We start from the raw sequence: 23,349 nt of genomic DNA, 5'->3' as shown, positions 1-23,349 counted from the left end.
CGGCGCTGTACTTGAAAGGCCGCATGACAACCCTCGGGTTTTCATGCGGCCTTTTTGTTTGGGGCTTGCGGTGTGCTTGGGTGATCCACGACACTGTCTGACCTGCGTGAAGCAATTATTTCGTTGTGGAGGCTGCCGTCATGGCCCACGAACTCTATACCCGTACCAATCAGAAGATTTATTTCGCCGGCCTGTCGCTGGAAGCGCTTGCCAAGGCAGAAGAGGGGCGGGCGATGAACTCCCTGGCGCTGATTCAGGCCGGGCGCGAATCGGCGTTGTTTCACTTGTACGGTGCGTTGCTGGGGCTGTGCCATGAAATTGCCGGTTTCTATCGCTTGCCTCAGGCCAATGCGCCTCGGGCGGAGATGTTGCTGACCCGGGAAGTGCTGGAAGCCATTGCCATTCCCGAAATGGCCGAGATGGTCGAGTTGGCGCAAAACCCGGAAACCTGGCTGGCCAAGCTGCTGTCGGCTCATGCTGCGTTGTTCCAGCCGCCGCGTGCACCGCACAAACCCAAGGGCGACGTGACGCAGCCGCTGATCCTGGCCGTTAATCTGGATGAAGAGGATTCGCCGGAAGAGCTGAGCCGGGAGGAGTTGGAGAGCTGGCGTCAGAACCTGAAAGGCCTGGCGATTCGTTTTCGCGAAGGGTTGAACGAGTGCTGAAGGATTGAGTGTTTAACGGAGGGTCCGACGGGCTGTCCGTTTCAGGGATGAGTGCTGTGAGAAATGTCTCTTCGTAATGGCATCTGGTCAAGATCCTGAGCGAAGCCTGTCCGATGCCTATATAATCGCCGCCTTTCGTGGAGAACAGACCTTTATGCCAACGTCCTTTCTAGAAATTGTCGAGTTACCAGACGGCCGAATCGAGCTGCGCAGGGCCGAGGACGAGGGTTCTCTGGTTACTTTGGATTTCTCTGAGGATGCCAAAGCGTTCCTGCAAGGCCAACACGTGGAAGTCGCCAAGGCGATGTTGAGCGTCGGCGTTCAGATGGCTGGCCGCTTGGTTGAAGGTGATTTCAATACGGATGAGAGCTCACGGGTCCTTCATTGATCCCGTTCGTCGCTTTTTCCTGATACTGCTACAGACCGGCTTCTCTATCCTTGGAGAAGCCCCGCGCAGTTCGGTGCGTGCTTCGTTTAACCCAATCGAATGTTCAGACTTTGTGCGTCCCCGGTCCGGGCGGCGCTGATCAACTGTTGCCGTGAAGTGGTGCTCAGTGGATTGAGCCAGCTGACGACCGTGTGGCTGCGACCCAGACGCAACGCTTCGCAGGTCAGCTGTTGTGCGCTCTGGGTGCCGCGCGGTTGCAGCAATAGAATGCGTTCACGATTCAGGCCGGCGTCTCGAAGCCAGGTTTGTGTCAGGCTGGCCGGCGGGGCGATCAATGTCAGCCAGCGCGCGTCCTGATCCTCGCTCAGTTCCCTGAGGATCGGTGCTAGAAGGCTCAGGCAGTTCCCGGCCGCACCACGCAATGACAGCTCACTGAAAACTTCAGGTTCGGCGCTCCAGGGCGACTCGACCACATCCTTCAGAATCGGTGCCATCGGCTGCACCATGAACGCCTCGAACAACGGCAGTTGGGCTTGCTGTGATGTGTGTGGGAACTGCATAAAGCCTCCTTTAGCGGCGAATGACGCCGACACTCAAGCCTTCGATCACCAGTTCCTGATCTTTCAGGTTCACTTCGATAGGGGCGAATTCAGGGTTTTCTGCAATCAGCCAGACTTTGCTGCCGTCACGCTTGAAGCGTTTAACCGTAACTTCGTCGCCGATCCGCGCCACCACGATCTGGCCGTTGCGGGCCTCACGGGTGGTATGGACAGCCAGAAGGTCGCCGTCGAAAATGCCCACGTCCTTCATGCTCATGCCGTGAACGCGCAGTAAATAGTCAGCGCGAGGATGGAAAAAGGCAGGGTTGATGTTGCAGGATTCTTCGATGTGCTGCTGGGCAAGGATCGGTGCACCGGCAGCCACTCGGCCAATGATGGGCAGGGTGGATTCGTCGGCCTTGGCTTCGAAACCAGGGATGCGAATGCCGCGGGATGCGCCCGGCGTCATCTCGATCGCACCCTTGCGAGCCAGCGCCTTGAGGTGTTCTTCCGCTGCGTTGGGCGACTTGAAACCCAGTTCCTGAGCGATTTCCGCGCGGGTCGGCGGGTAGCCGTTGTCTTCCAGGCAGCGTTTGATGAAGGCCAGAATCTCGGCTTGGCGTGGCGTCAGCTTTAGCATATTGATCGCTCTGTCTTTTTATACAGTGACTGGGATTATATACAGTGAAAGCGACTTGGCAATGCCCCTTTTTTTACCGGCCGCCAGACGGTCGATCAGCCGGCTGATTAAAGCGTCGTCGTTGTATGGTTAAATAGCTGACCGGCCATTCCCAAAACGAACCGCCAGACTTGACAAGGCCTGGACTGAAACGTATGTTTCAAACAAGTGTTTGTCAGGCGGAGTAGCCATGGCCCAGTCGGAAACCGTTGAACGCATTCTTGATGCTGCCGAGCAGTTGTTCGCGGAAAAAGGTTTCGCAGAAACCTCGTTGCGTCTGATCACCAGCAAGGCCGGTGTCAATCTGGCGGCGGTGAACTATCACTTCGGGTCGAAGAAGGCGCTGATTCAAGCCGTCTTCTCGCGCTTTCTCGGGCCGTTCTGTTTAAGCCTTGATAAAGAGCTGGAGCGGCGTCAGGCCAAGCCCGAGAACAAACCGACACTTGAAGAACTGCTCGAAATCCTCGTCGAGCAAGCCCTGGTGGTACAGCCACGCAGCGGCAACGATCTCTCGATTTTCATGCGTTTGCTGGGGCTGGCGTTCAGTCAGAGCCAGGGTCACCTGCGTCGTTATCTGGAAGACATGTACGGCAAGGTATTCCGTCGCTACATGATGCTGGTCAACGAAGCCGCGCCACGCATTCCACCGATCGAGCTGTTCTGGCGCGTGCACTTCATGCTGGGTGCTGCGGCGTTCAGCATGTCCGGTATCAAGGCCTTGCGCGCGATTGCCGAGACCGATTTCGGCGTCAACACCTCCATTGAGCAAGTGATGCGCCTGATGGTGCCGTTCCTGGCTGCAGGCATGCGCGCCGAAACCGGCGTGACCGACTCGGCCATGGCCACTGCGCAATTGCGTCCGCGCAGCAAATCGACACAGGTTGCCGCCAAGGTTTAACCGCGCACGGGTGGGCGCGGCAGCTGACATCCGCTAAGCTAGCCGCCCATGCCGACTCTCGTTCTGAACCCGCTCCCCATTGATGTCGCCGACCTGCCGGGCAAAGCCCACGGCGGCGAACGCGTGCGAGCCGGGTTTATCGTTATCAAGGAATCTCTATGACTGCTGGCCTGCAAGGCTCGTTGATGGTGGACGTCGCCGGTACCTGGCTGACGGCTGAAGATCGCCAATTGTTACGCCAACCGGAAGTGGGCGGCCTGATCATTTTTGCCCGCAACATCGAACACCCGCGCCAGGTGCGTGAACTGAGCGCCGCCATCCGCGCCGTTCGACCTGATCTGCTGCTGGCAGTGGATCAGGAGGGCGGGCGGGTGCAGCGCCTGCGCCAGGGCTTCGTGCGACTGCCGGCCATGCGCGCCATTGCCGACAACCCGAACGCCGAATACCTGGCCGAGCAGTGCGGCTGGATCATGGCGACCGAAGTGTTGGCCGTCGGCCTCGACCTGAGCTTTGCCCCGGTGCTGGACCTGGATTACCAGCGCAGCGCCGTGGTCGGTACCCGTTCGTTCGAAGGTGACCCGGAACGCGCCGCGCTGCTGGCAGGTGCATTTATCCGTGGCATGAACAGCGCCGGCATGGCCGCCACCGGTAAACACTTCCCCGGCCACGGCTGGGCGGAGGCCGATTCCCACGTCGCGATCCCGAATGACGAGCGCAGCCTCGACGAGATCCGCGCCAACGACCTGGTGCCGTTTGCCAAATTGAGCAAGCAACTGGCCGCCGTCATGCCGGCCCATGTCATTTATCCACAAGTCGATTCCCAGCCGGCCGGCTTCTCCCGCCGCTGGTTGCAGGACATCCTGCGCGGCGAGTTGCAGTTCGACGGCGTGATCTTCAGCGACGACCTGTCGATGGCCGGCGCTCACGTGGTCGGCGATGCTGCCAGCCGTATCGAAGCCGCGCTGAGCGCTGGTTGCGACATGGGCCTGGTGTGCAACGACCGCGCCGCTGCGGAGCTCGCGCTGAGTGCCGCCCAGCGTCTGAAGGTCAAGCCGTCCGAGCGCATTGCGCGGATGCGCGGCCAGTCGTATGCCAGCACTGAATACCGTCAAGACCCGCGCTGGCTGACGGCCATTGGTGCGCTCAAAGACGCTCAACTGATTGAATAAGGACTTTACGTTATGACGGTTTACGCGATTATCGGTGGCACCGGCCTGACTCAACTGGAAGGCCTGAGCATTCGTCAGTCACTGGCGGTGGACACCCCTTACGGCACGCCTTCGGCCGAGGTGCAGATCGGTGAGTACGCCGGCAAGGAAGTGCTGTTCCTCGCGCGTCATGGTCACCCGCACCGTTTTCCGCCGCATCAGGTGAACTACCGCGCCAACCTCTGGGCGCTAAAGCAGGCTGGCGCCGAAGCGATTCTTGCGGTCAACGCTGTCGGCGGAATTCATGCTGCGATGGGCACCGGGCATTTCTGCGTGCCGCATCAACTGATCGATTACACCAGCGGTCGCGAACACACCTATTTTGCCGATGACCTGGAACAGGTCACCCACATCGACTTCAGCTATCCCTACAGCGAACCGCTGCGCGAGCAATTGATCGCGGCATTGGCGGCTGAAGGCGTTGGTTACAGCAGTCATGGCGTGTATGCCTGCACGCAGGGACCGCGTCTGGAAACGGTGGCGGAAATTGCGCGACTGGAGCGTGACGGTTGCGACATCGTCGGCATGACCGGCATGCCGGAAGCGGCATTGGCGCGTGAGCTGGAGCTGGATTACGCGTGCCTGGCGCTGGTGGTGAACCCGGCGGCGGGCAAGTCGACGGCTGTGATTACCATGGCCGAGATCGAGCAGGCGTTGCATGACGGAATGGGCAAGGTGAAGTCGACGTTGGCGCGGGTGTTGAAGGGCTGAGATAGCCTTTAGGTCGAGTCGCTCCCTTCGCGGGCAAGTCGGGTCGCCGCACCGCTCGCTCCTACAGGTATCGAGTTATCCCTTGTAGGAGCTGGCTTGCCAGCGATAGCGATTTAACTGCCACCACTACTTATCGATTTTCTCCGGCAGCGGCGCAAACAACGCCTCAATATCATCACTCTGCAACTTCCAGTCCCCAGCCTTGCGCCCATCCAGCACGCCTGCTGCCAAGTCGGATTTTTCCTTCTGCAGGTGCTGAATTTTCTCTTCCACCGTGCCCCGGGCAATCATCTTGTAAACGAACACCGGTTTCTCCTGGCCGATGCGATACGCGCGGTCAGTTGCCTGGTTTTCCGTCGCCGGGTTCCACCACGGGTCGTAGTGAATCACCGTGTCCGCTTCCGTCAGGTTCAAGCCAACACCGCCTGCCTTCAAGCTGATCAGAAAGATCTGACGCTTGCCGCTCTGGAAGTCTTTCACCGGGGAGCGTCGGTCGCGAGTCTGGCCGGTCAGCAACGCATACTCCACGCCGCGCTTCTTCAGTTCGACCTCGATTAACGCCAGCATCGAAGTGAACTGCGAAAACAGCAAAATCCGTCGGCCTTCCTCGAACAACTCCTCAAGCATTTCCATCAGGCTGTCGAGCTTGCCCGAGGTGCTTCCGCGCGTCGGCAGGGCCGCGTCGTTGACCAGGCGCAAGTCGCAGCAGACCTGACGCAGCTTCAGCAACGCCTCAAGGATGATGATCTGGCTGCGTGCCACGCCTTTGCGGGTGATTTCGTCGCGGACTTTCTTGTCCATCGCCAAGCGCATGGTTTCGTACACATCGCGCTGGGCTTCGTTGAGTTCGACCCAATGGATGATCTCAGTTTTCGGCGGCAATTCCGTCGCTACCTGCTCTTTTGTCCTGCGCAGCAGGAACGGTTTGATCCTGCCGTTGAGGTGTTGAAGTCGTACTTCGCTGGCGCGCTTTTCAATCGGCACGCGGTAATCACGGTTGAAACTTTTCACGTCGCCGAGCCAGCCGGGCAGCAGGAAGTGAAACAGCGACCACAGCTCACCCAGGTGGTTTTCCAGTGGCGTACCGCTCAGGCACAAACGCTGGCGTGCATTCAGCTCGCGTGCGGCGTGGGCGGCTTTGCTGTTGGGGTTCTTGATGTATTGCGCTTCGTCCAGCACCAACACGTGCAGCGGTTGTGCGGCCAGGCGTTCGACGTCCTTGGGCAGCAGTGCGTAGGTGGTCAGGATCAGGTCGTAATCGGCCAGACTGTCGAAATGCTTTTTACGACTGGCGCCGTACAGTGCCAGCACCTTCAGTTGCGGCGTGAAGTGCGCCGCTTCGTCGAGCCAGTTGGGAATCAGGCTGGTGGGCATCACCACCATGCACGGCCGATCGAGGCGCCCGGCGTTTTTCTCACTGAGAACATGCGCCAGGGTTTGTAGGGTTTTGCCCAGGCCCATGTCATCCGCGAGAATCCCGCCAACCTCCAGTTGCCGCAGCGACTGCATCCAGCTCAAGCCTTCCAGCTGATAGGGACGCAAGGTCGCGTTCAAGCCTTCCGGTGCTGTCGCGGTGTAGTCCTTGATGTCCCGCAGACGCTGGGCAAAGCTGCGCATCTGTTCGCCACCTTCCCAGAGCAGCGGCAGGTCTTCCAGCGGATTCAGGCGCGTCGCGTCGGCCTTGCTCAGGCGCAGCGTGGTTTCGCCGGGCTCTTGCAGATAGAATTCGCCGAGGGTCGCCAGCACCGGTTTCAATCGGCCAAAGGGCAGGGCGACTTGCAACGGCCCATGCTCGGAGTTCGGGCGATGGGGGATGTTCACCAAAATCAATTCATCGTCGCGACGCCGTGCGAGGCGTTCCGGGTTGAGGATCTCGGTGTGGGAGCGCATCAGGTTCAACAGGATGGGCAGCAGACTCAGCCGCTCACCATTGACGATGATCCCCAGTTCGAGATCAAACCAGTCGCGCTCCGGCGCCTGTTCGACGGTGGCGTACCAGTCGTCCACGGCGGTCAGGTCGAAACCGAAATCCTCGTCGATCTGCAACTCCCAGCCTTGGGTGCGCAGCTTCGGCAACTCATTGAGCGTGAAGGTCAGCCAGGCACTGTCATTGACCATTTCATAGAGTTCGCCGGCACTTTCCGGCAGCGCTTTACTTTGCCGGGTGGCGATCTTGAAGCCGAGGATTCGTAACTGTTCCCTGTAGGCCTGTTCGACTTCCGGGTGGCGTTTTATCCGTAATGTCTGCGCCTCCTGACGTATCAGGATGTCGGCGTTTTTCTGCCCGCAAACGTATTCATCCAGATAGCTGAAGGACAACGCAGCACGATGCTGGATGTAACGCTGCATCTTGCCGTTGCGCGGCTCGAAGGCGCTGAACTCAATGCTTGCCAGCCACAGGCGCGGCACCGGTTGCACGTTGTCCACCAGCACTTGCGGCGGTGCTTTCGGGCTGCGGTTTTCCAGTACGGCCTGAAGTTTTTCCAGCAATTCGGCGTCTTGTGCGGCGGCGGGGTAGGCGAGGGTTTCCTGCACCTTCAACAGCACGGCTGCGCAATGTTTGCAGTTGCTGCGGACCGGGCATGTACACGTGGCATCGACCATCAGCAGCGTGCTTTTGGCTGACTCGCGCAGGCGAATGGTCTGACGGTAAACGTTACCGCCAGAACCTTCGCACGCGGCAGTAATGGTTGCGTCGCCGACTTCCACGATCCTGACGCGGTTCTCCAGCGCATAGCGGCGGCCGCGCTCCAGGCTTTGTTCCTTGAATCGACTGACCCATGAAGGTGCCAGGGGTTTGCTCAGGGTCGCGGGCATAGGGACTTCAATCAGTCCGGAATTTGTTCGGGGACTGGCCGAGGCGCAGGGGCGGTGAGCGAGGTGATCTTGATCAGCAGGCCGAGGTGACCGTTGTCGAGGAAGTTCAACTGGCCGTTCTTGGTGTGGCTTTCTTGTTTGAGGCGTTCGCTGGCGGTCACCATGCCGTTGGCGTCGATCTGGTTGACCCAGAAGTCGGCGTCCACGTCGGTGAAACGCCCCAGTTTCAGGTTCAGCGTGCCCTCGATCGGGAATTGGCCGAACTGTTCCTTGCCGTCGCTGACCGCAACTTTGCTGGCTTCTTCGCCGAGATTTTGCTGCCAGGCCTTGTGCAGCAACACCGTGTATTCATTGCTGGCGGTGAGTTTTTCCACTTCGCCATTCAGGCTCGGCGTACGCAGGCTCTCGGGGCGGATTTGCTGGGCGCCGGCGGCCCAGTCTTCCGGCGCGGCGCGGCTGACGATGGCGGGCACGGCGTTTTGCCGGACCAGAATCATTTCGATCTGATACAGGTCATCGGCAAACGCCGTTGGGGCGACCAGGGTGGTCAGCAAAGTCAGTAAACGAAACAGGCGCATGCGGCGTCCTTCAAGCAGTTTTCGGAATGAGGCATTCAAGCAATGCCTCTACAGTATTAAAGCGCTCTTCCGGGCGCTCCATCGGGACCATGAATTTAAACATCGTGGCCCCTTCGAATTTGTAGCGTTTAGGCTGGCCCTGAATCAGTTTGATCAGGGTCAGCGGATCGACAGGTGTCTGCGCCGCGAACTCGATCCGGCCGCCTTGCGGGCCGCCGTCGACTTTCTTGATGCCCAGCACTTCGGCTTGCAACTTCAGCCCTGTGATGCGCATCAGGTTCTTGGTTGGCTCCGGCAGCAGGCCGAAACGGTCGATCATCTCCACTTGCAGGTCCTTGAGACCATCCTCATCGGTGGCCGAGGCAATGCGTTTGTAGAGAATCAGCCGTGCGTGGACATCCGGCAGATAGTCTTCGGGAATCAGCGCCGGAACACGCAAATTGACTTCCGGGCCACCGCCCAACGGCTGATCGAGATTCGGTTGTTCGCCCTTGCGGATCGACTTCACCGCACGCTCGAGCATCTCCATGTACAGGGTGAAGCCGACCGCCTGAATCTGTCCGCTCTGGCCGTCGCCCAACAGTTCACCGGCGCCACGGATTTCCAGGTCGTTGGTGGCGAGCACGAAGCCCGCACCGAGGTCCTGGGTATTGGCGATCGCTTCCAGGCGCTTTTCTGCATCCGGGGTGATTTGCTGGCGCGGCGGTGTCAGCAGATAAGCATAGGCCTGGTGGTGACTGCGACCGACGCGGCCACGCAACTGGTGCAACTGCGCCAGGCCGAATTTGTCGGCGCGCTCGATGATGATGGTGTTGGCGCTCGGCACGTCGATGCCGGTCTCGATGATGGTCGAGGCGATCAGCACGTTGAAGCGCTTGTGGTAGAAGTCGCTCATCACCTGCTCGAGTTCGCGTTCGCGCATCTGCCCGTGGCCGATGCCGATCCGCGCTTCCGGCACCAGTTCGGCGAGGTCGGCGGCGCATTTCTCGATGGTCTTCACATCGTTGTGCAGGTAGTAGACCTGTCCGCCACGCAGCAGCTCCCGCAGCAGCGCCTCTTTGACCGTGCTCTTGTTCTGCTCCATGACGAACGTCCGCACCGACAGGCGACGGGCCGGCGGTGTCGCGATGATCGACAGGTCACGCATGCCGGACACTGCCATGTTCAGCGTGCGCGGAATCGGCGTGGCGGTCAGCGTGAGGATGTCGACTTCACTGCGCAGGGCCTTGAGCTGTTCTTTCTGACGGACACCGAAACGGTGTTCTTCGTCGATGATCACCAGCCCGAGGTTTTTGATTTTCACGTCGTCTTGCAGCAGCTTGTGGGTGCCAATGACGATGTCGATCTTGCCTTCGGCAAGGTCGGCGACAGCGGCATTCACTTCCTTGGCCGACTTGAAGCGGCTCATCACTTCCACCGTCACCGGCCAGTCGGCGAAGCGGTCGCGGAAACTGTTGTAGTGCTGTTGGGCGAGCAGGGTGGTCGGCACCAGGATCGCCACCTGACGACCGCCGTGCACCGCAATGAACGCTGCGCGCATCGCCACTTCGGTCTTGCCGAAGCCGACATCGCCGCAGACCAGCCGGTCCATCGGCTTCGGTGCGAGCATGTCGGCGCGCACGGCTTCGATGGTGGTTTGCTGGTCCGGGGTTTCTTCGAACGGGAACCCGGCGCTGAAAGTGGCGTAATCGGCTTTCGGATCTTCGAAGGCATAACCTTCGCGAGCAGCGCGGCGGGCATAGATGTCGAGCAATTCCGCCGCCACATCGCGCACCTGTTCGGCGGCTTTGCGTTTGGCTTTCTGCCAGGTTTCCGAGCCGAGACGGTGCAATGGGGCCAGGGCATCGTCGCTGCCGGTGTAGCGGGCGATCAGGTGCAGGTTGGCCACCGGCACGTACAGTTTGGCGCCTTCTGCGTATTGCAGGGTCAGGAACTCGGCGGCTTGATCGTCGATTTCCAGCGTCGCCAGGCCCAGATAGCGGCCAACGCCGTGATCGATGTGCACCACCGGGGCGCCTTCGCGCAGTTCGGTGAGGTTTTTGATCACGGCGTCGTTGTTGGCGTCGGCGCGTTTTTCACGGCGACGACGCTGCATCACGCGCTGACCGAACAACGGACTTTCGGCGACCAGCGCCAGGGCCGGATCGTCGAGCACCAGGCCTTCATCGAGCGGTGCGATGGTGATCGCCAGGCGCTCCTTGCTCGCGACAAAGTCGGGCCAGCTGTCGACGGTTTTCGGTCGCAGCTTCAGGCGTTCCAGCAGTTCCAGCAGCACTTCACGACGGCCCGCAGATTCGGCGGTGAACAGCACGCGACCCGGGAACTCGTCGAGGAAACCGGCCAGTGCGGCCAGCGGTTGAGTGGCTTTGGCTTCGATGGCCAGGTTCGGCAGTTCTCGCGCCGGGAAGCGCTCGCGGCCGACACCGGTTTCAACGTCCTGTTGACTGGCGACGACGCGCGGCCAGTTCTTCAGGCGTGCGAAGCAGTCCTCCACCGGCAGGAACAATTCGGCTGGCGGTAATAAAGGACGGGACGGATCGACGCGGCGCTCTTCATAACGATTGCGCACGTCGTTCCAGAAATTTTCCGCCGCCTGCTCGATGCCCGGCAGGGAAAACACCTGGGTGTCCTGGGGCAGGTAATCGAACAGGGTCGAGGTTTCGTCGAAGAACAGCGGCAGGTAGTACTCGATACCCGCCGGTGTAATCCCGCTGCTCAGGTCCTGAAAGATCGGACAGCGACGGAAATCGACATCGAAGCGCTCACGGAAGCGTGCCTTGAAACGGGTGACCGCATCTTTCTGCAGCGGGAATTCCCGTGCAGGCAGCAAGCGGACGGTGTCGACTTTATCGATGGAGCGCTGGTTTTCCGGATCGAAGGTACGCAGCGTCTCGATTTCGTCATCGAACAGGTCAATCCGGAAGGGCAGTTTGCTGCCCATCGGGAACAGATCGATCAGCGAGCCGCGGACGGTGAATTCGCCGTGCTCGTACACCGTGTCGACGTAGCGATAACCGCTGGCCTCAAGCCGGGTGCGCATTTGCTCGACGTCGAGCTTCTGGCCAACGTCCAGCACCAGGCTGCTGCCGAGCAGGAATTTGGTCGGCGCCAAGCGGTGCAGGGCCGTGGTGATCGGCACCACCAGCACGCCATGGCTCAACTCCGGCAATCTATATAGAGCAGCGATGCGCTGGGAAATGATGTCCTGGTGTGGCGAAAACAGATCGTAGGGCAGGGTTTCCCAGTCCGGGAAATGCAGCACCGGCAAATCCGGGGCGAAGAAACCCAGCTCCTGCTCCAGCCGCTCGGCACTTTGGCTGTCGGCGGTCAGTAGCAGGGTAAAGCGCTTGGCAGCGCTGGCAGCCTCGGCAATGGCCAGGCTCAGGGCGGCACCGGGCAGGTTGCCCCAGTGCTGTTTACCTGCCGCGGCAGGGAGAAGCGGTAGACGCAGAACGGGCACGGAAGGTTGAGCTCCAAGCGTTGCGACAAAGTCGGTAATTGTAGCGGCCCCGGGTGCCGCCTGTCAGTTGCTGACTGTGTCTATTACGCAGGTTTGGCGAAATGTAGTGGTAAAGACAAAAAACGCCGGTTTTTTGCTGAAAATTACTGATTATGTAGTGGCTAAATGACCGAGTGTTACGGAGGGTTACGGATAAGATAGCGATGTCTCCAAAAAATTGACTTCGCTGAAAGCCGCGGTTTTACTGGGCTTCGGCGGTGCGTAATTTTTTTGAAGAAGAAATTGTTACGGATCGCACGACAGGCGCGCATTGCTACGAGAGACACTCGGCGGCATAATGTAGCCCCTTTTTTCTGCCCCTACATGTGGAAGGTTCCCGTGACTCAGAAGCCCGACCAGTGTCTTGGTGAATGGATCGACCGTGAAGCACTCGCAGAAGCGATGATTCCGCTTATCGGTCAGCTCTACCGCAATAACAACGTGGTGAGCTCGATCTATGGCCGCAGCCTGATCAACCAGTCTGTCATCGCGATTCTCAAAGCTCACCGCTTTGCTCGCCATCGTTCTTCCGACGATAGCGAACTCTCCGTCCACGAAACATTCCCTCTGCTGAAAGCCATGAGCGAGCTCAAGCTCGGCGCTGCTTCGGTAGATTTGGGCAAGTTGGCGTACAAATTCCGCGTCGAAGGCAATGGCCGTACTGCCGAGCAGTTCGTCCGTGAAGAAATGGCTGAAGTGGTTGGCCAGCAAAACGCCTCCGCTCGCAAAGGCACCGACGTTGTACTGTACGGCTTCGGTCGTATCGGCCGTCTGCTGGCGCGCATCCTGATCGAAAAAACCGGTGGCGGCGACGGCCTGCGTCTGCGTGCCATCGTGGTGCGCAAGGGCGCCGAGAACGACCTGACCAAACGCGCCAGCCTGCTGCGCCGCGATTCGGTACATGGTTCGTTCAACGGCACCATCACCATCGATGAAGAAAACAACACCATCACCGCCAACGGCAACCTGATCCAGGTTATCTACGCGAAGAACCCGACTGAAGTGGATTACACCCAGTACGGCATCAAAGACGCGCTGCTGGTGGACAACACCGGTGTATGGCGTGACGCCGATGGCCTGGGTCAGCACTTGGCCTGCCCGGGTATCGACCGCGTTGTTCTGACCGCGCCTGGCAAAGGCAAGCTGAAGAACATCGTTCACGGCATCAACCACGGCGAAATCACCGCTGACGACAAGATCGTTTCGGCTGCTTCCTGCACCACCAACGCCATCGTGCCGGTGCTGAAGGCTGTCAACGACAAGTTCGGCATCGTCAATGGTCACGTTGAAACGGTTCACTCGTACACCAACGACCAGAACCTGATCGACAACTTCCACAAGGGCGATCGCCGTGGCCGTAGCGCCGCGTTGAACATGGTGATCACCGAGACCGGTGCAGCCACCGCTGCTGCCAAGGCTTTGCCTGAGCTGGCCGGCAAGCTGACCGGTAACGCGATCCGTGTTCCGACGCCAAACGTGTCGATGGCCATTCTCAACCTGAACCTTGAGAAAGCCGCCACCCGTGAAGAGATGAACGAGTACCTGCGCTACATGGCGCTGCACTCCGATCTGCACAAGCAAATCGACTTCGTCAATTCGCAGGAAGTGGTCTCCACCGACTTCGTTGGCTCGCGCCACGCAGGCGTTGTGGACGCTGAAGCAACCATCACCCAAGACAACCGCGTTGTTCTGTACGTTTGGTACGACAACGAATTCGGTTACAGCTGCCAGGTGGTTCGCGTGATGGAAGACATGGCCGGTGTAAACCCGCCAGCATTCCCGCGCTAAGCCTTAGCTGCACATGAAAACGCCCCGACTTTGGTCGGGGCGTTTTTGTTTGTGGGGGCTTTTGAGCCGTGTCGCCAGGTCGGGCCTCATCGCTAGCAGGCTAGCTCCCACAGGGGACTTGTGAACGACACAGATCCAATGTAGGAGCGAGGCTTGCCCGCGAAAGCGGTCTGTCAGGCGCCGCCAACCACCGCCGCCTGCGCCGTCCGCAACTCATGCCGGTTACCACGGAACAACACCAGCGTCGCAATCAACCCCAGCACTGCCGCGCCGCTGAGCCAGATCCCCGGCGCAGCCTTGTTATCCAGCACATGAATCAGGTACGTACAGGCTGCCGGCGTAAACCCGCCGAAGGTTGCCGTCGCCAGGCTGTAGGCCAGAGAGAAACCGGTCGTACGAACTTCCACTGGCATGATCTCGGTCAGCGCCACGACCATGGCGCCGTTGTACGAGCCATACAGGAATGACAACCACAACTCGACGATCAGCAAATGGCTGAAGCTCGGGTTCGCCACCAGCCACGACAGGGCAGGGTAGGCGGTGAGAATCGCCAGAATGGTCGCCGCGAGAAGCAGGGGTTTTCGCCCGATCCTGTCGGACACAGCACCCATCACCGGCAGCCAGAAAAAGTTCGACAGGCCGATACAGACCGTCACCAGCAACGCATCCAGATCCGACAGGTGCAGTTCGGCTTTGCCGAAGGTCGGGGTGTAGGCGGTGATCAGGTAGAACGACACCGTGGTCATCACCACCAACGCCATGCCGGCGATGACAATGCCAAAGTTCTGACCGATCGAGTGGACGATTTCCCGCAGGGTAGGGCGGTGTTTTCGTGCCTGGAACTCAGGCGTTTCTTCCAGCGAACGGCGAATCACGAAGATCACCGGCACGATCATGCAGCCGATCAGGAACGGCACGCGCCACCCCCATTCACCCATTTCTTCCGGGCTGAGCCAGTGGTTCAAACCCACCCCCAGCAGGCCGGCAAACACCACCGCCGCTTGCTGACTGGCAGACTGCCAACTGACGAAGAACCCTTTGCGCCCCGGTGTGGAAATCTCCGCGAGATAGACCGACACACCGCCCAGTTCCACGCCGGCAGAGAAGCCTTGCAGCAGTCGGCCGAACAGCACGATCAGCGGCGCGGCCACGCCCAGCGTGGCGTAACCCGGCACGCAGGCAATCAGCACCGTGCCGGCCGCCATCATCGCGAGGGTGATGATCAAGCCTTTGCGGCGGCCATGACGGTCGATGTAGGCACCGAGGAAAATCGCCCCCAACGGGCGCATCAGGAAGCCGGCACCGAAGGTGGCCAGCGACAGCATCAGGGAAGCGAAAGCGCTGTCGGCGGGGAAGAAGGTTTTGGCGATGGCTGTGGCGTAAAAGCCGTAGACCATGAAATCGAACATCTCGAGAAAGTTGCCGCTGACAACGCGAAAAATCGCTTTGCCTTTGCCGGTCGTGGAGGACATGTCTGGATACTCACTTTTTAAATCTTGTAAGAAAGCGTTTCGCGTGTGTCCCATAATGGCTGGCGTGCTTTTACTGGGAGATGAAGATTTGTTAACTGGACGTTGGAAGGTGGTTGTGATGCTGGCTGGTGTTTTGGCTGGCTGCGGCAATGGCGATTCCATGGAAAGCATCGGCGGCCCGACTATGGGCAGCACTTATTCAATCAAATACGTGCGCCATGCCAATCTGCCCGCGCCCGCACAGGTGCGCAGCGAGGTGGAGAAGATCCTCGCCGAGGTCGACAAGCAAATGTCTACCTATCGCAGCGATTCGGACATCGAGCGCTTCAACGATCTGCCCGCCAATCGCTGTCAGAAAATGCCCGCGTCCATCCTCAAATTGATCCGCGTTGGTGAACAACTGTCAGAGCAAAGCGAAGGATCCTACGACCTGACCGTGGAGCCACTGCTCAATCTCTGGGGATTCGGCCCCCAGGCGCGTGAAGAAAAAGTGCCCAATGCCCAAGCGCTTGCCGAGGTGCGGCAGCGAGTCGGTTATCAGCATCTGCGCATCGAAGGCGATCAGTTGTGCAAGGACGCCGCCGTCGAAGTCGACTTCAATAGCATCGCCGCCGGCTACGCCGTCGATACGATTGCCGAAAAACTCGACGCGATGGGCATCCACAACTACCTCGCCGAAGCCACCGGCGAACTCAAGGCTGCCGGCAAGAAGCTTGATGGCTCGCCGTGGCGCATCGCGCTTGAACAACCCCGAGACGATCAGCAAGTTGCAGAACGCGTCATCGCGGTCGACGGCTACGGCGTGTCCACTTCCGGCGACTATCGAAACTATTTTCTGCAGGACGGGCGGCGTTATTCCCACACCTTCGATGCTCACACCGGTACGCCGGTCTCACACACCCTGGCGTCAGTCACGGTCATTCATCCTTCAGCGTTGATGGCCGATGGACTATCGACGCTGTTGCTGATTCTCGGTCCTGAACGGGGTTGGGACTATGCCGAAACCCACAACATAGGTGCATTCTTTGTGATTCGTGCCGATACAGGTTTCGTCATACGTACCAATCAGGCTTTTGAACGCCTCAGTGGCGGCAAAACCGAATGATTACGGTGATTCGCGCATTGAAAACTGGCGTTGTAGTGCAGGCAAAAGTAGCCTACGACGCGACCAAGGGTTAATGTGCGCGGCGTTGACGCTTCTATAGACTGTGTCCGGGTTCTGCACTGGCCCCAAATTGTTCCTTCACGCCGCAGATCGGCGTGATTTAGCCGCAGGTGCCGAGAGCGCCGCGGCCTGTTCTGAGGAGTATGCATGGCTGTCTACAACTACGACGTGGTGGTGCTGGGTTCCGGCCCGGCGGGAGAAGGCGCGGCAATGAACGCCGCCAAAGCAGGGCGCAAGGTGGCGATGGTCGATAGTCGTCGCCAGGTTGGCGGCAACTGCACCCACCTGGGCACCATCCCGTCCAAGGCACTGCGTCACTCCGTCCGGCAGATCATGCAGTTCAACACCAACCCGATGTTCCGGGCCATTGGTGAGCCGCGCTGGTTCTCGTTCCCGGACGTGCTGAAAAGCGCCGAGAAAGTCATTTCCAAACAAGTCGCTTCGCGCACCGGCTACTACGCCCGTAACCGCGTCGACGTGTTCTTCGGCACCGGCAGCTTCGCCGACGAGCAAACCATCGAAGTGGTCTGCGCCAACGGTGTAGTCGAAAAACTGGTGGCCAAGCACATCATCATCGCTACCGGCTCGCGTCCTTATCGCCCGGCGGACATCGATTTCCACCACCCGCGTATCTACGATAGCGACACCATCCTCAGCCTCGGCCACACCCCGCGCAAACTCATCGTTTACGGCGCCGGCGTGATCGGTTGCGAATACGCGTCGATCTTCAGTGGTCTGGGCGTACTGGTTGAGCTGGTAGACAACCGCGGTCAGTTGTTGAGCTTCCTCGACTCGGAAATCTCCCAGGCGTTGAGCTACCACTTCAGCAACAACAACATCACGGTTCGCCACAACGAAGACTACGACCGCGTCGAAGGCGTGGACAACGGCGTGATCCTGCACCTCAAGTCCGGCAAGAAGATCAAGGCCGACGCCTTGCTCTGGTGCAACGGTCGTACCGGCAACACCGATCAGTTGGGTCTGGAAAACATCGGCGTCAAGGTCAACAGCCGTGGCCAGATCGAAGTCGACGAAGCCTACCGCACCTGCGTGCCGAACATTTACGGCGCCGGTGACGTGATCGGCTGGCCGAGCCTGGCCAGTGCCGCGCACGACCAAGGCCGTTCGGCCGCTGGCAGCATCGTCGACAACGGCAGCTGGCGCTTCGTCAACGACGTACCGACCGGCATCTACACCATTCCGGAGATCAGCTCGATCGGCAAGAACGAGCAGGAGCTGACTCAGGCCAAAGTGCCGTACGAAGTGGGCAAGGCGTTCTTCAAGGGCATGGCGCGTGCGCAGATCGCCGGCGAGCCTCAGGGCATGCTGAAGATCCTGTTCCACCGCGAAACGCTGGAAGTGCTGGGCGTTCACTGCTTCGGTTATCAGGCGTCGGAGATCGTGCACATCGGTCAGGCGATCATGAACCAGCCGGGCGAACTGAACACGCTGAAGTACTTCGTCAACACCACGTTCAACTACCCGACCATGGCCGAAGCCTATCGGGTAGCGGCGTACGATGGCCTCAACCGGCTTTTTTGAGCGGCTCCGGCCGGTGGCCTGAGCCGGCCGGGGAGACCGATTTCAGCAATTCTCGAGCGTGGCGGTGGCCAAACCGGGAAAGTCTGTAATCAGGCTGTCAACGCCGAAGTCGGCGAGTCTGCGCATCAGCGCGGGCTCGTTGACTGTCCACACCGACACATGCAACCCCTGTCGCTGTGCCTTCTCCAGGCGCTCCGGCGTGCACAGGGTCCAGTTCAACGCCAGAATCTCACAGCCATAGCTTGCCGCGACCTTCAACGGGTCGAGCCAGGCATACTCGGCTACCAATCCGCGAGACACGTCCGGCACCAGGTCCAGCGCGGCTTTGAGTACTTCGCGCGAGCTTGAAGTGATGGTCACCTTGTCGAGCAGGCCATGACGTACAGCCATTTCACGAATCGCCAGGACGGTGGTCGCGGCGCGGGTGCGTGAAGCGCTTTTGACTTCCAGCTGCCAGTGTTCGAAATCGCATTTCTCGAACAGCTCTTCCAGCGTAGGAATAGGGCACGGCTTGATCCAGCCCGGTCCGCCCTTGCGCGCGTCGTAGGTCACCAGCTCGGCGGCTGTGTGCTCGACCACCTTGCCGCGTCGGTCGGTAGTGCGCTTGAGCGTCGGGTCGTGGATGACCATCAGCTCGCCGTCCATGGACAGGTGCAGGTCCAGTTCGCAACGGCGCACGCCGTGCTTGAGGCATTGCTGAAAGCTGTTCAGCGTGTTTTCCGGTGCTTCGCCCTTGGCGCCGCGATGGCCGTAGATGAGGGTCACGGTTCTTCCTTAAATTAATTGCCTGATTCGTTTTCGCGGGCCAGGCGTCGTTCCTGGGCCTGCTTTTGCAGAATGTAGCGGGCCAGCAGTTGGCGCTGGGCATCGGTCGGGCGTTCGAACTCGGTGCCGATGTCGAAGCCGCCGCCCTTGCGGTCGCAATGGGTGACGCGCGCCCGAAGCAACAGGCCGAGGGCTTGTGGCATCAACACCAGTTTCACCGACAAGTGAGTGCCTTCAGCGATAGCGGTCGGATTCTGGAAGTCGATGCCGCCTTCCGAGATGATCACTGGCTGCGGTTCGCCGATCTGCCCAAGCACGGTGATGGCGATCACCTGGCTGAGCAGATCGATGCGTTTGTTCTGGGATTTCAGGAACGCCGCGAGGGTGCGGTCGCGTTCACTGATCTGGCGCAGCAGGTGTTGCGACTCGAATTCGCTCAGGTGCAATTCGCTGAGCAGGTTGAAGAGTGGGGAAGCATCCTGCAACACTTCCTGGCCTGCGGCTTCGGGAGCGGACAGGGGCCGAATTTCCAGTGCGATCGTGTCCTCGATACGGTAGTATTCGCGGCGATCTTCTTCATCTAATGTCGACATGGCGAACCCATGGTAGCGGCGGTGGTCTGAGTGTAAAGCTGGTTATCGACCCCCGCCACAAGGACGTTCCTTTTCCCTCCGAACAAGCCCCGACATGTTCAGACCTCTCTTCGTATTTATTGGCACGCGTTATACCCGTGCAAAGCGTCGCAATCATTTTGTGTCGTTCATTTCCCTGACTTCGATCATCGGTCTTGCCCTCGGCGTGATCGTGATGATCGTCGTACTGTCGGTCATGAACGGCTTCGATCATGAGATGCGCACGCGCGTGTTGGGCATGGTGCCCCACGCGACCATCGAGTCCGGTGAGCCGATCAGCGACTGGCAAGGCCTCGCCGCCAAGGTCAAACAGAACCCGCAAGTGACGGCCGTGGCGCCGTTTACCCAGATGCAGGGATTGCTGACCAACAACGGCAAGGTCTCCAAGGTGCTGCTCAATGCCATCGACCCGGCGCTGGAACGCCAGGTGTCGATCATTGACAAGTTCATGCTGCAGGGCAAACTCGACGACCTCGCGCCCGGCAGTTTCGGCATCGTCATCGGCGACAAGGCGGCCGCCAAGCTCGGCGCGGCCATCGGCGACAAGCTGACCTTTGTGGCGCCGGAAGTCACCGTGACCCCGGCCGGCATGTTCCCGCGCATGAAACGCTTTACCGTGGTCGGCATCTTCCATGTCGGCGCCGGTGAAATCGACGGTTACCTGGGCGTCACCAATCTGCAGGATCTGGCGAAGCTGCACCGCTGGAAACCGGATCAGGTGCAGGGCATCCGCCTGAAGTTCGACGACCTGTTCCAGGCGCCACGCACCGCGTGGAACATCGCCCAGCAGCTCGGTGAAGACCATTTCTACGCCCGCGACTGGACCCGCACCCACGGCAATCTGTATCAGGCGATCCGCATGGAAAAAGCCATGATCGGTCTGCTGTTGCTGCTGATCGTTGCCGTGGCCGCGTTCAACATCATTTCCACGCTGGTGATGGTGGTGAACGACAAGAAGGGCGACATCGCCATTCTGCGTACCCTCGGCGCCACGCCGGGTTCGATCATGGCGATCTTCATGGTGCAGGGCACGGTCATCGGCGTGGTCGGTACGCTGATCGGCGCCGTGGTCGGGATCTTCGCCGCGCTGAACGTCAGCGCCGCGATCTCGCTGCTCGAAGGCCTGATCGGACACAAGTTCCTCAACGCCGACGTGTACTTCATCGATTACCTGCCGTCGCAAGTGCAGAGCCAGGATGTGTTGATGGTCTGCGCCGCCGCGTTGGTCCTGAGTTTCCTCGCCACCCTGTATCCAGCCTGGCGTGCCGCGCGCACCCAGCCTGCGGAGGCGCTACGTTATGAGTGAGTCGGGCATGAGTGATAAAGCAATCTTGAGCTGCCGCAACCTGGGCAAATCCTACGAGGAAGGCCCGGAATCGGTAGAAGTGTTGGCCGGTCTGCAACTGGAGCTGCATCCGGGTGAGCGCGTGGCGATTGTCGGTACCTCGGGTTCGGGCAAAAGTACTTTGCTCAACCTGCTGGGCGGTCTCGATACGCCGACCAAGGGCAGCGTCTGGCTCGACGGCGAAGAGCTGTCGGCACTCAGCGAGAAGAATCGCGGCCTGTTGCGCAATCGGTCGCTGGGTTTCGTTTACCAGTTCCACCATTTGCTGCCGGAATTCACCGCGCTGGAAAACGTCTGCATGCCGCTGCTGATCGGCAAGACCGCGATCCCGGAAGCGCGTCAGCGTGCGACGGCGTTGCTGGAGCGGGTAGGGCTGGGCCATCGCCTGGAGCACAAACCGGCGGAATTGTCCGGTGGCGAACGTCAACGCGTGGCCATCGCCCGCGCGCTGGTGAACAAACCAGGGCTGGTGATGCTCGACGAGCCGACCGGCAACCTCGACTCCCACACTGCCCAGGGTATTCAGGATTTGATGCTGGAGCTCAGCACCTCGATGCGCACGGCGTTCCTGGTGGTGACTCACGACATGAACCTGGCTCGCCAGATGGATCGCGTCCTGCATTTGCAGGAAGGTTGCCTGACGCCTATCTGATTGGCCGAAACCCGATGTCTGAAAAGACGTCGGGTCTTTTTGTTTTTATACGGTGCCCCAGCGAATGTTCAGACCGTTATCGATCTTTATCGGCACGCGCTATACCCGCGCCAAGCGCCGCAATCGCTTTGTTTCGTTCATCTCGATGACCTCGATGATCGGCCTCGCCCTCGGTGTGCTGGCGATGATCGTGGTGTTGTCGGTCATGAACGGCTTCCAGCGCGAAATGAGCTCGCGCATCCTCGGCATGGTGCCTCACGCGACCATCGTCGGCGTGAACCCGATCGACGATTGGCAGCCGGTGGCCGACGCCGCGATGAAAAACCCGGAAGTGACCGCCGCCGTGCCGTTCACCGAAATGGAAGGCATGCTCTCCTACAAAGGCACGATGCAGCCGATCCAGGTCAGTGGCGTCGATCCTGCGCTGGAAGGCAAGGTCTCGATCGTTGCCCAGCACATCGTCCAGGGGCGTCTCGATGCCTTGAAACCGGGCGAGTTCGGTGTGGTGATCGGTGAGATCACCGCACGACGTTTCCGCTTGAATGTCGGGGACAAGATCACCCTGATCGTGCCGGAAGTCAGCACCGCACCGGGCGGGATCACCCCGCGGATGCAGCGGCTTAACGTGGTGGGCGTGTTCAAGGTCGGCGCAGAGCTGGACGGCTCCATGGCGCTGATCCACGTTGCAGATGCCGCGCAGATGCAGCATTGGGAACCGAATCAGGTGCAGAGCGTGCGTCTGGCGGTGAAGGATTTGTACGCGGCGCCGAAGGTCTCCAGCGATATCGCTGGCGGCTTGGGCACGGCGTACAAGGCTGACGACTGGACTCACACCCAGGGCAGTCTGTTCAGCGCGATGAAGATGGAAAAAACCATGATCGGCCTGCTGTTGCTGATGATCGTTGCGGTGGCAGCGTTCAACATCATCGCGACCTTGATCATGGTGGTGAACGACAAGGGCGCGGACATCGCGATCCTGCGTACCATCGGTGCCACGCCACGGCAGATCATGGCGATCTTCATGGTCCAGGGCACGGTGATTGGCGTGGTCGGCACCTTGATCGGTGGCGTGCTCGGCGTGATTGCCGCGCTGAACGTCAGTGAGCTGGTGGGTTGGGTGGAGCGGGTCAGTGGGCAGCACATCTTCAGTTCTGACGTGTATTTTGTCAGCAACCTGCCTTCGGAATTGCAGGGCGGGGATGTGCTGTTGATTTGCTCGGCCGGGTTTGTGTTGAGCTTCCTTGCGACGGTTTACCCGGCGTGGCGGGCGGCGAAGATCGAGCCGGCTCACGCGCTGAGATATTCGTAAGCCCTGACACCGCTATCGCGAGCAGGCTCGCTCCCACAATTGACCGAGGCGACTCAGGACTAATGTGGGAGCGAGCCTGCTCGCGATGAGGCCGGACCTGCTGGTCTCAATCTTCCTTGGGCAACTCAATCACAAACCGCGTCCACCCATTCTCCGATTCGCAACGAATCTGCCCGCCATGGGCCCGAATGATCGACTGGGTAATCGCCAACCCCAACCCAGCATGTTCACTGCTGCCTTCCTGTCGCGCCGGATCTGCGCGGTAGAAGCGATCAAACAAACGCGGCAGTAATGCCCCGTCAATGCCGTCGCCGCTGTTCTCGACCGTCAGACTCAAACCTTCAGGCCGCTCGATAATCCGCACCCGAACCTCGCCATCGGCCGGCGTGAATCGCAGCGCGTTATCCAGCAAATTCGAAAGTGCCCGACGCAACATGCTCCGGTCGCCCTCCAGGCGCGCGTTGCCTTCACGGCTCAACGTCACCTGGGCGTCTTCGGCCAATGGCGCAAAAAACTCCAGCAACACATCCGCTTCTTCCGCCAATTCCAGGGGTTCACGTTTGGGCATCAGCAACCCGTGATCAGCCTTGGCCAGGTACAACATGTCGTTGACCAGTTGCGCCATCCATTGCAGTTCTTCGAGGTTGCTGTGCAGTGCTTCGCGGTAATCCTCAAGGGGGCGTGGGCGGGTGAGGGT

20 protein-coding genes are annotated in these 23,349 nt (G+C 59.9%); 11 read left to right on the top strand and 9 right to left on the bottom strand.

Going from position 1 to position 23,349, the window contains the following annotated elements; genetic code table 11:
• Nucleotides 1-140: 140 nt before the first annotated feature.
• Both KGB25_RS04520 and KGB25_RS04515 read left to right on the top strand, forming a co-directional pair.
• Nucleotides 141-665, top strand: a complete 525-nt coding sequence (locus KGB25_RS04520) for a DUF6586 family protein (RefSeq protein WP_008028481.1) — start codon at nt 141-143, stop codon at nt 663-665.
• A gap of 154 nt (nt 666-819) precedes the next feature.
• Nucleotides 820-1,053, top strand: coding sequence for a hypothetical protein (locus tag KGB25_RS04515; protein ID WP_008028479.1), 234 nt, complete (start codon nt 820-822; stop codon nt 1,051-1,053).
• 86 nt (nt 1,054-1,139) lie between these two features.
• Here the strand turns inward: KGB25_RS04515 and sulA are convergent, their stop codons facing one another.
• Nucleotides 1,140-1,613 carry an SOS-induced cell division inhibitor SulA gene (sulA, locus tag KGB25_RS04510; RefSeq protein ID WP_008028477.1) on the bottom strand — a complete coding sequence of 158 codons (474 nt, stop codon included), beginning with the start codon at nt 1,611-1,613 and terminating at the stop codon, nt 1,140-1,142.
• Nucleotides 1,614-1,623: 10 nt separating this feature from the next.
• The gene (gene lexA / locus KGB25_RS04505; RefSeq protein ID WP_007944149.1) at nt 1,624-2,232 is read right to left on the bottom strand and encodes a transcriptional repressor LexA; all 609 of its coding nucleotides are present in this window, start codon (nt 2,230-2,232) and stop codon (nt 1,624-1,626) included.
• 229 nt (nt 2,233-2,461) lie between these two features.
• Between lexA and KGB25_RS04500 the strand changes: the two genes are divergently transcribed.
• The 3 genes from KGB25_RS04500 to KGB25_RS04490 all read left to right on the top strand — a co-directional run bounded on the left by KGB25_RS04500 (nt 2,462) and on the right by KGB25_RS04490 (nt 5,088).
• Nucleotides 2,462-3,169: a TetR/AcrR family transcriptional regulator gene (locus KGB25_RS04500; protein WP_008037709.1), complete on the top strand. Its 708-nt coding sequence runs from the start codon at nt 2,462-2,464 to the stop codon at nt 3,167-3,169.
• Between the two features lie 158 nt (nt 3,170-3,327).
• Nucleotides 3,328-4,338, top strand: coding sequence for a beta-N-acetylhexosaminidase (nagZ, locus tag KGB25_RS04495; RefSeq protein ID WP_008028471.1), 1,011 nt, complete (start codon nt 3,328-3,330; stop codon nt 4,336-4,338).
• A 12-nt stretch (nt 4,339-4,350) separates the two neighbouring features.
• Nucleotides 4,351-5,088: an S-methyl-5'-thioinosine phosphorylase gene (locus KGB25_RS04490; protein ID WP_008028469.1), complete on the top strand. Its 738-nt coding sequence runs from the start codon at nt 4,351-4,353 to the stop codon at nt 5,086-5,088.
• Nucleotides 5,089-5,214: 126 nt separating this feature from the next.
• On the opposite strand, the gene KGB25_RS04485 is transcribed toward KGB25_RS04490, so the two are convergent.
• From KGB25_RS04485 to mfd, 3 genes are read right to left on the bottom strand one after another with little or no spacing between them, the layout of a single operon-like run.
• Nucleotides 5,215-7,905, bottom strand: coding sequence for a DEAD/DEAH box helicase (locus KGB25_RS04485; RefSeq protein ID WP_192226293.1), 2,691 nt, complete (start codon nt 7,903-7,905; stop codon nt 5,215-5,217).
• An 11-nt stretch (nt 7,906-7,916) separates the two neighbouring features.
• On the bottom strand, nt 7,917-8,483 hold the full coding sequence (locus KGB25_RS04480) for a CsiV family protein (RefSeq protein WP_008028464.1): 567 nt from the start codon (nt 8,481-8,483) through the stop codon (nt 7,917-7,919).
• Between the two features lie 10 nt (nt 8,484-8,493).
• On the bottom strand, nt 8,494-11,943 hold the full coding sequence (gene mfd / locus KGB25_RS04475) for a transcription-repair coupling factor (protein ID WP_008028463.1): 3,450 nt from the start codon (nt 11,941-11,943) through the stop codon (nt 8,494-8,496).
• A gap of 363 nt (nt 11,944-12,306) precedes the next feature.
• Between mfd and KGB25_RS04470 the strand changes: the two genes are divergently transcribed.
• Nucleotides 12,307-13,770, top strand: coding sequence for a glyceraldehyde-3-phosphate dehydrogenase (locus KGB25_RS04470; RefSeq protein ID WP_008028461.1), 1,464 nt, complete (start codon nt 12,307-12,309; stop codon nt 13,768-13,770).
• A 173-nt stretch (nt 13,771-13,943) separates the two neighbouring features.
• Here KGB25_RS04470 and KGB25_RS04465 read toward each other — a convergent pair whose 3' ends face one another.
• Nucleotides 13,944-15,242 (bottom strand): MFS transporter, encoded by a 1,299-nt coding sequence (locus tag KGB25_RS04465; RefSeq protein WP_008028459.1) that lies wholly within the window; start codon nt 15,240-15,242, stop codon nt 13,944-13,946.
• 118 nt (nt 15,243-15,360) lie between these two features.
• Here KGB25_RS04465 and KGB25_RS04460 point away from each other — a divergent pair, with 118 nt between their 5' ends.
• Nucleotides 15,361-16,347, top strand: a complete 987-nt coding sequence (locus tag KGB25_RS04460; protein WP_223434525.1) for an FAD:protein FMN transferase — start codon at nt 15,361-15,363, stop codon at nt 16,345-16,347.
• A 207-nt stretch (nt 16,348-16,554) separates the two neighbouring features.
• The gene (gene sthA, locus KGB25_RS04455) at nt 16,555-17,949 is read left to right on the top strand and encodes a Si-specific NAD(P)(+) transhydrogenase (protein ID WP_008028455.1); all 1,395 of its coding nucleotides are present in this window, start codon (nt 16,555-16,557) and stop codon (nt 17,947-17,949) included.
• 42 nt (nt 17,950-17,991) lie between these two features.
• Here sthA and KGB25_RS04450 read toward each other — a convergent pair whose 3' ends face one another.
• Nucleotides 17,992-18,714: a glycerophosphodiester phosphodiesterase gene (locus tag KGB25_RS04450; RefSeq protein WP_008028453.1), complete on the bottom strand. Its 723-nt coding sequence runs from the start codon at nt 18,712-18,714 to the stop codon at nt 17,992-17,994.
• A gap of 14 nt (nt 18,715-18,728) precedes the next feature.
• On the bottom strand, nt 18,729-19,307 hold the full coding sequence (locus tag KGB25_RS04445; RefSeq protein WP_008037701.1) for a PilZ domain-containing protein: 579 nt from the start codon (nt 19,305-19,307) through the stop codon (nt 18,729-18,731).
• Between the two features lie 94 nt (nt 19,308-19,401).
• Between KGB25_RS04445 and KGB25_RS04440 the strand changes: the two genes are divergently transcribed.
• The 3 genes from KGB25_RS04440 to KGB25_RS04430 all read left to right on the top strand — a co-directional run bounded on the left by KGB25_RS04440 (nt 19,402) and on the right by KGB25_RS04430 (nt 22,652).
• Complete coding sequence (locus tag KGB25_RS04440) at nt 19,402-20,652, top strand: lipoprotein-releasing ABC transporter permease subunit (protein ID WP_223434359.1); 1,251 nt, start codon at nt 19,402-19,404, stop codon at nt 20,650-20,652.
• Between the two features lie 7 nt (nt 20,653-20,659).
• Nucleotides 20,660-21,343: a lipoprotein-releasing ABC transporter ATP-binding protein LolD gene (lolD, locus tag KGB25_RS04435; protein WP_167362922.1), complete on the top strand. Its 684-nt coding sequence runs from the start codon at nt 20,660-20,662 to the stop codon at nt 21,341-21,343.
• 64 nt (nt 21,344-21,407) lie between these two features.
• Nucleotides 21,408-22,652 carry a lipoprotein-releasing ABC transporter permease subunit gene (locus tag KGB25_RS04430; RefSeq protein ID WP_008037700.1) on the top strand — a complete coding sequence of 415 codons (1,245 nt, stop codon included), beginning with the start codon at nt 21,408-21,410 and terminating at the stop codon, nt 22,650-22,652.
• 106 nt (nt 22,653-22,758) lie between these two features.
• Here the strand turns inward: KGB25_RS04430 and KGB25_RS04425 are convergent.
• The coding region (locus KGB25_RS04425) for an ATP-binding protein (RefSeq protein ID WP_223434358.1) at nt 22,759-23,349 on the bottom strand (591 nt) is incomplete at its 5' end.

The sequence above is a fragment of the Pseudomonas sp. BF-RE-21 genome (genome assembly GCF_019947305.1).
Classification (GTDB): domain Bacteria; phylum Pseudomonadota; class Gammaproteobacteria; order Pseudomonadales; family Pseudomonadaceae; genus Aquipseudomonas; species Aquipseudomonas migulae.
The sequence above is the reverse complement of the archived record's forward strand: the minus strand, read 5'-3'. Positions and strand labels throughout refer to the sequence as shown.

Excerpts from the sequence above, each read along its gene's own strand:
- KGB25_RS04520 (WP_008028481.1), top strand. The coding sequence starts at position 141 with ATGGCCCACGAACTCTATACCCGTACCAATCAGAAGATTTATTTCGCC.
- KGB25_RS04515 (WP_008028479.1), top strand. The coding sequence starts at position 820 with ATGCCAACGTCCTTTCTAGAAATTGTCGAGTTACCAGACGGCCGAATC.
- sulA (WP_008028477.1), bottom strand. The coding sequence starts at position 1,613 with ATGCAGTTCCCACACACATCACAGCAAGCCCAACTGCCGTTGTTCGAG.
- lexA (WP_007944149.1), bottom strand. The coding sequence starts at position 2,232 with ATGCTAAAGCTGACGCCACGCCAAGCCGAGATTCTGGCCTTCATCAAA.
- KGB25_RS04500 (WP_008037709.1), top strand. The coding sequence starts at position 2,462 with ATGGCCCAGTCGGAAACCGTTGAACGCATTCTTGATGCTGCCGAGCAG.
- nagZ (WP_008028471.1), top strand. The coding sequence starts at position 3,328 with ATGACTGCTGGCCTGCAAGGCTCGTTGATGGTGGACGTCGCCGGTACC.
- KGB25_RS04490 (WP_008028469.1), top strand. The coding sequence starts at position 4,351 with ATGACGGTTTACGCGATTATCGGTGGCACCGGCCTGACTCAACTGGAA.
- KGB25_RS04485 (WP_192226293.1), bottom strand. The coding sequence starts at position 7,905 with ATGCCCGCGACCCTGAGCAAACCCCTGGCACCTTCATGGGTCAGTCGA.
- KGB25_RS04480 (WP_008028464.1), bottom strand. The coding sequence starts at position 8,483 with ATGCGCCTGTTTCGTTTACTGACTTTGCTGACCACCCTGGTCGCCCCA.
- KGB25_RS04470 (WP_008028461.1), top strand. The coding sequence starts at position 12,307 with ATGTGGAAGGTTCCCGTGACTCAGAAGCCCGACCAGTGTCTTGGTGAA.
- KGB25_RS04465 (WP_008028459.1), bottom strand. The coding sequence starts at position 15,242 with ATGTCCTCCACGACCGGCAAAGGCAAAGCGATTTTTCGCGTTGTCAGC.
- KGB25_RS04460 (WP_223434525.1), top strand. The coding sequence starts at position 15,361 with ATGCTGGCTGGTGTTTTGGCTGGCTGCGGCAATGGCGATTCCATGGAA.
- sthA (WP_008028455.1), top strand. The coding sequence starts at position 16,555 with ATGGCTGTCTACAACTACGACGTGGTGGTGCTGGGTTCCGGCCCGGCG.
- KGB25_RS04445 (WP_008037701.1), bottom strand. The coding sequence starts at position 19,307 with ATGTCGACATTAGATGAAGAAGATCGCCGCGAATACTACCGTATCGAG.
- KGB25_RS04440 (WP_223434359.1), top strand. The coding sequence starts at position 19,402 with ATGTTCAGACCTCTCTTCGTATTTATTGGCACGCGTTATACCCGTGCA.
- lolD (WP_167362922.1), top strand. The coding sequence starts at position 20,660 with ATGAGTGATAAAGCAATCTTGAGCTGCCGCAACCTGGGCAAATCCTAC.
- KGB25_RS04430 (WP_008037700.1), top strand. The coding sequence starts at position 21,408 with ATGTTCAGACCGTTATCGATCTTTATCGGCACGCGCTATACCCGCGCC.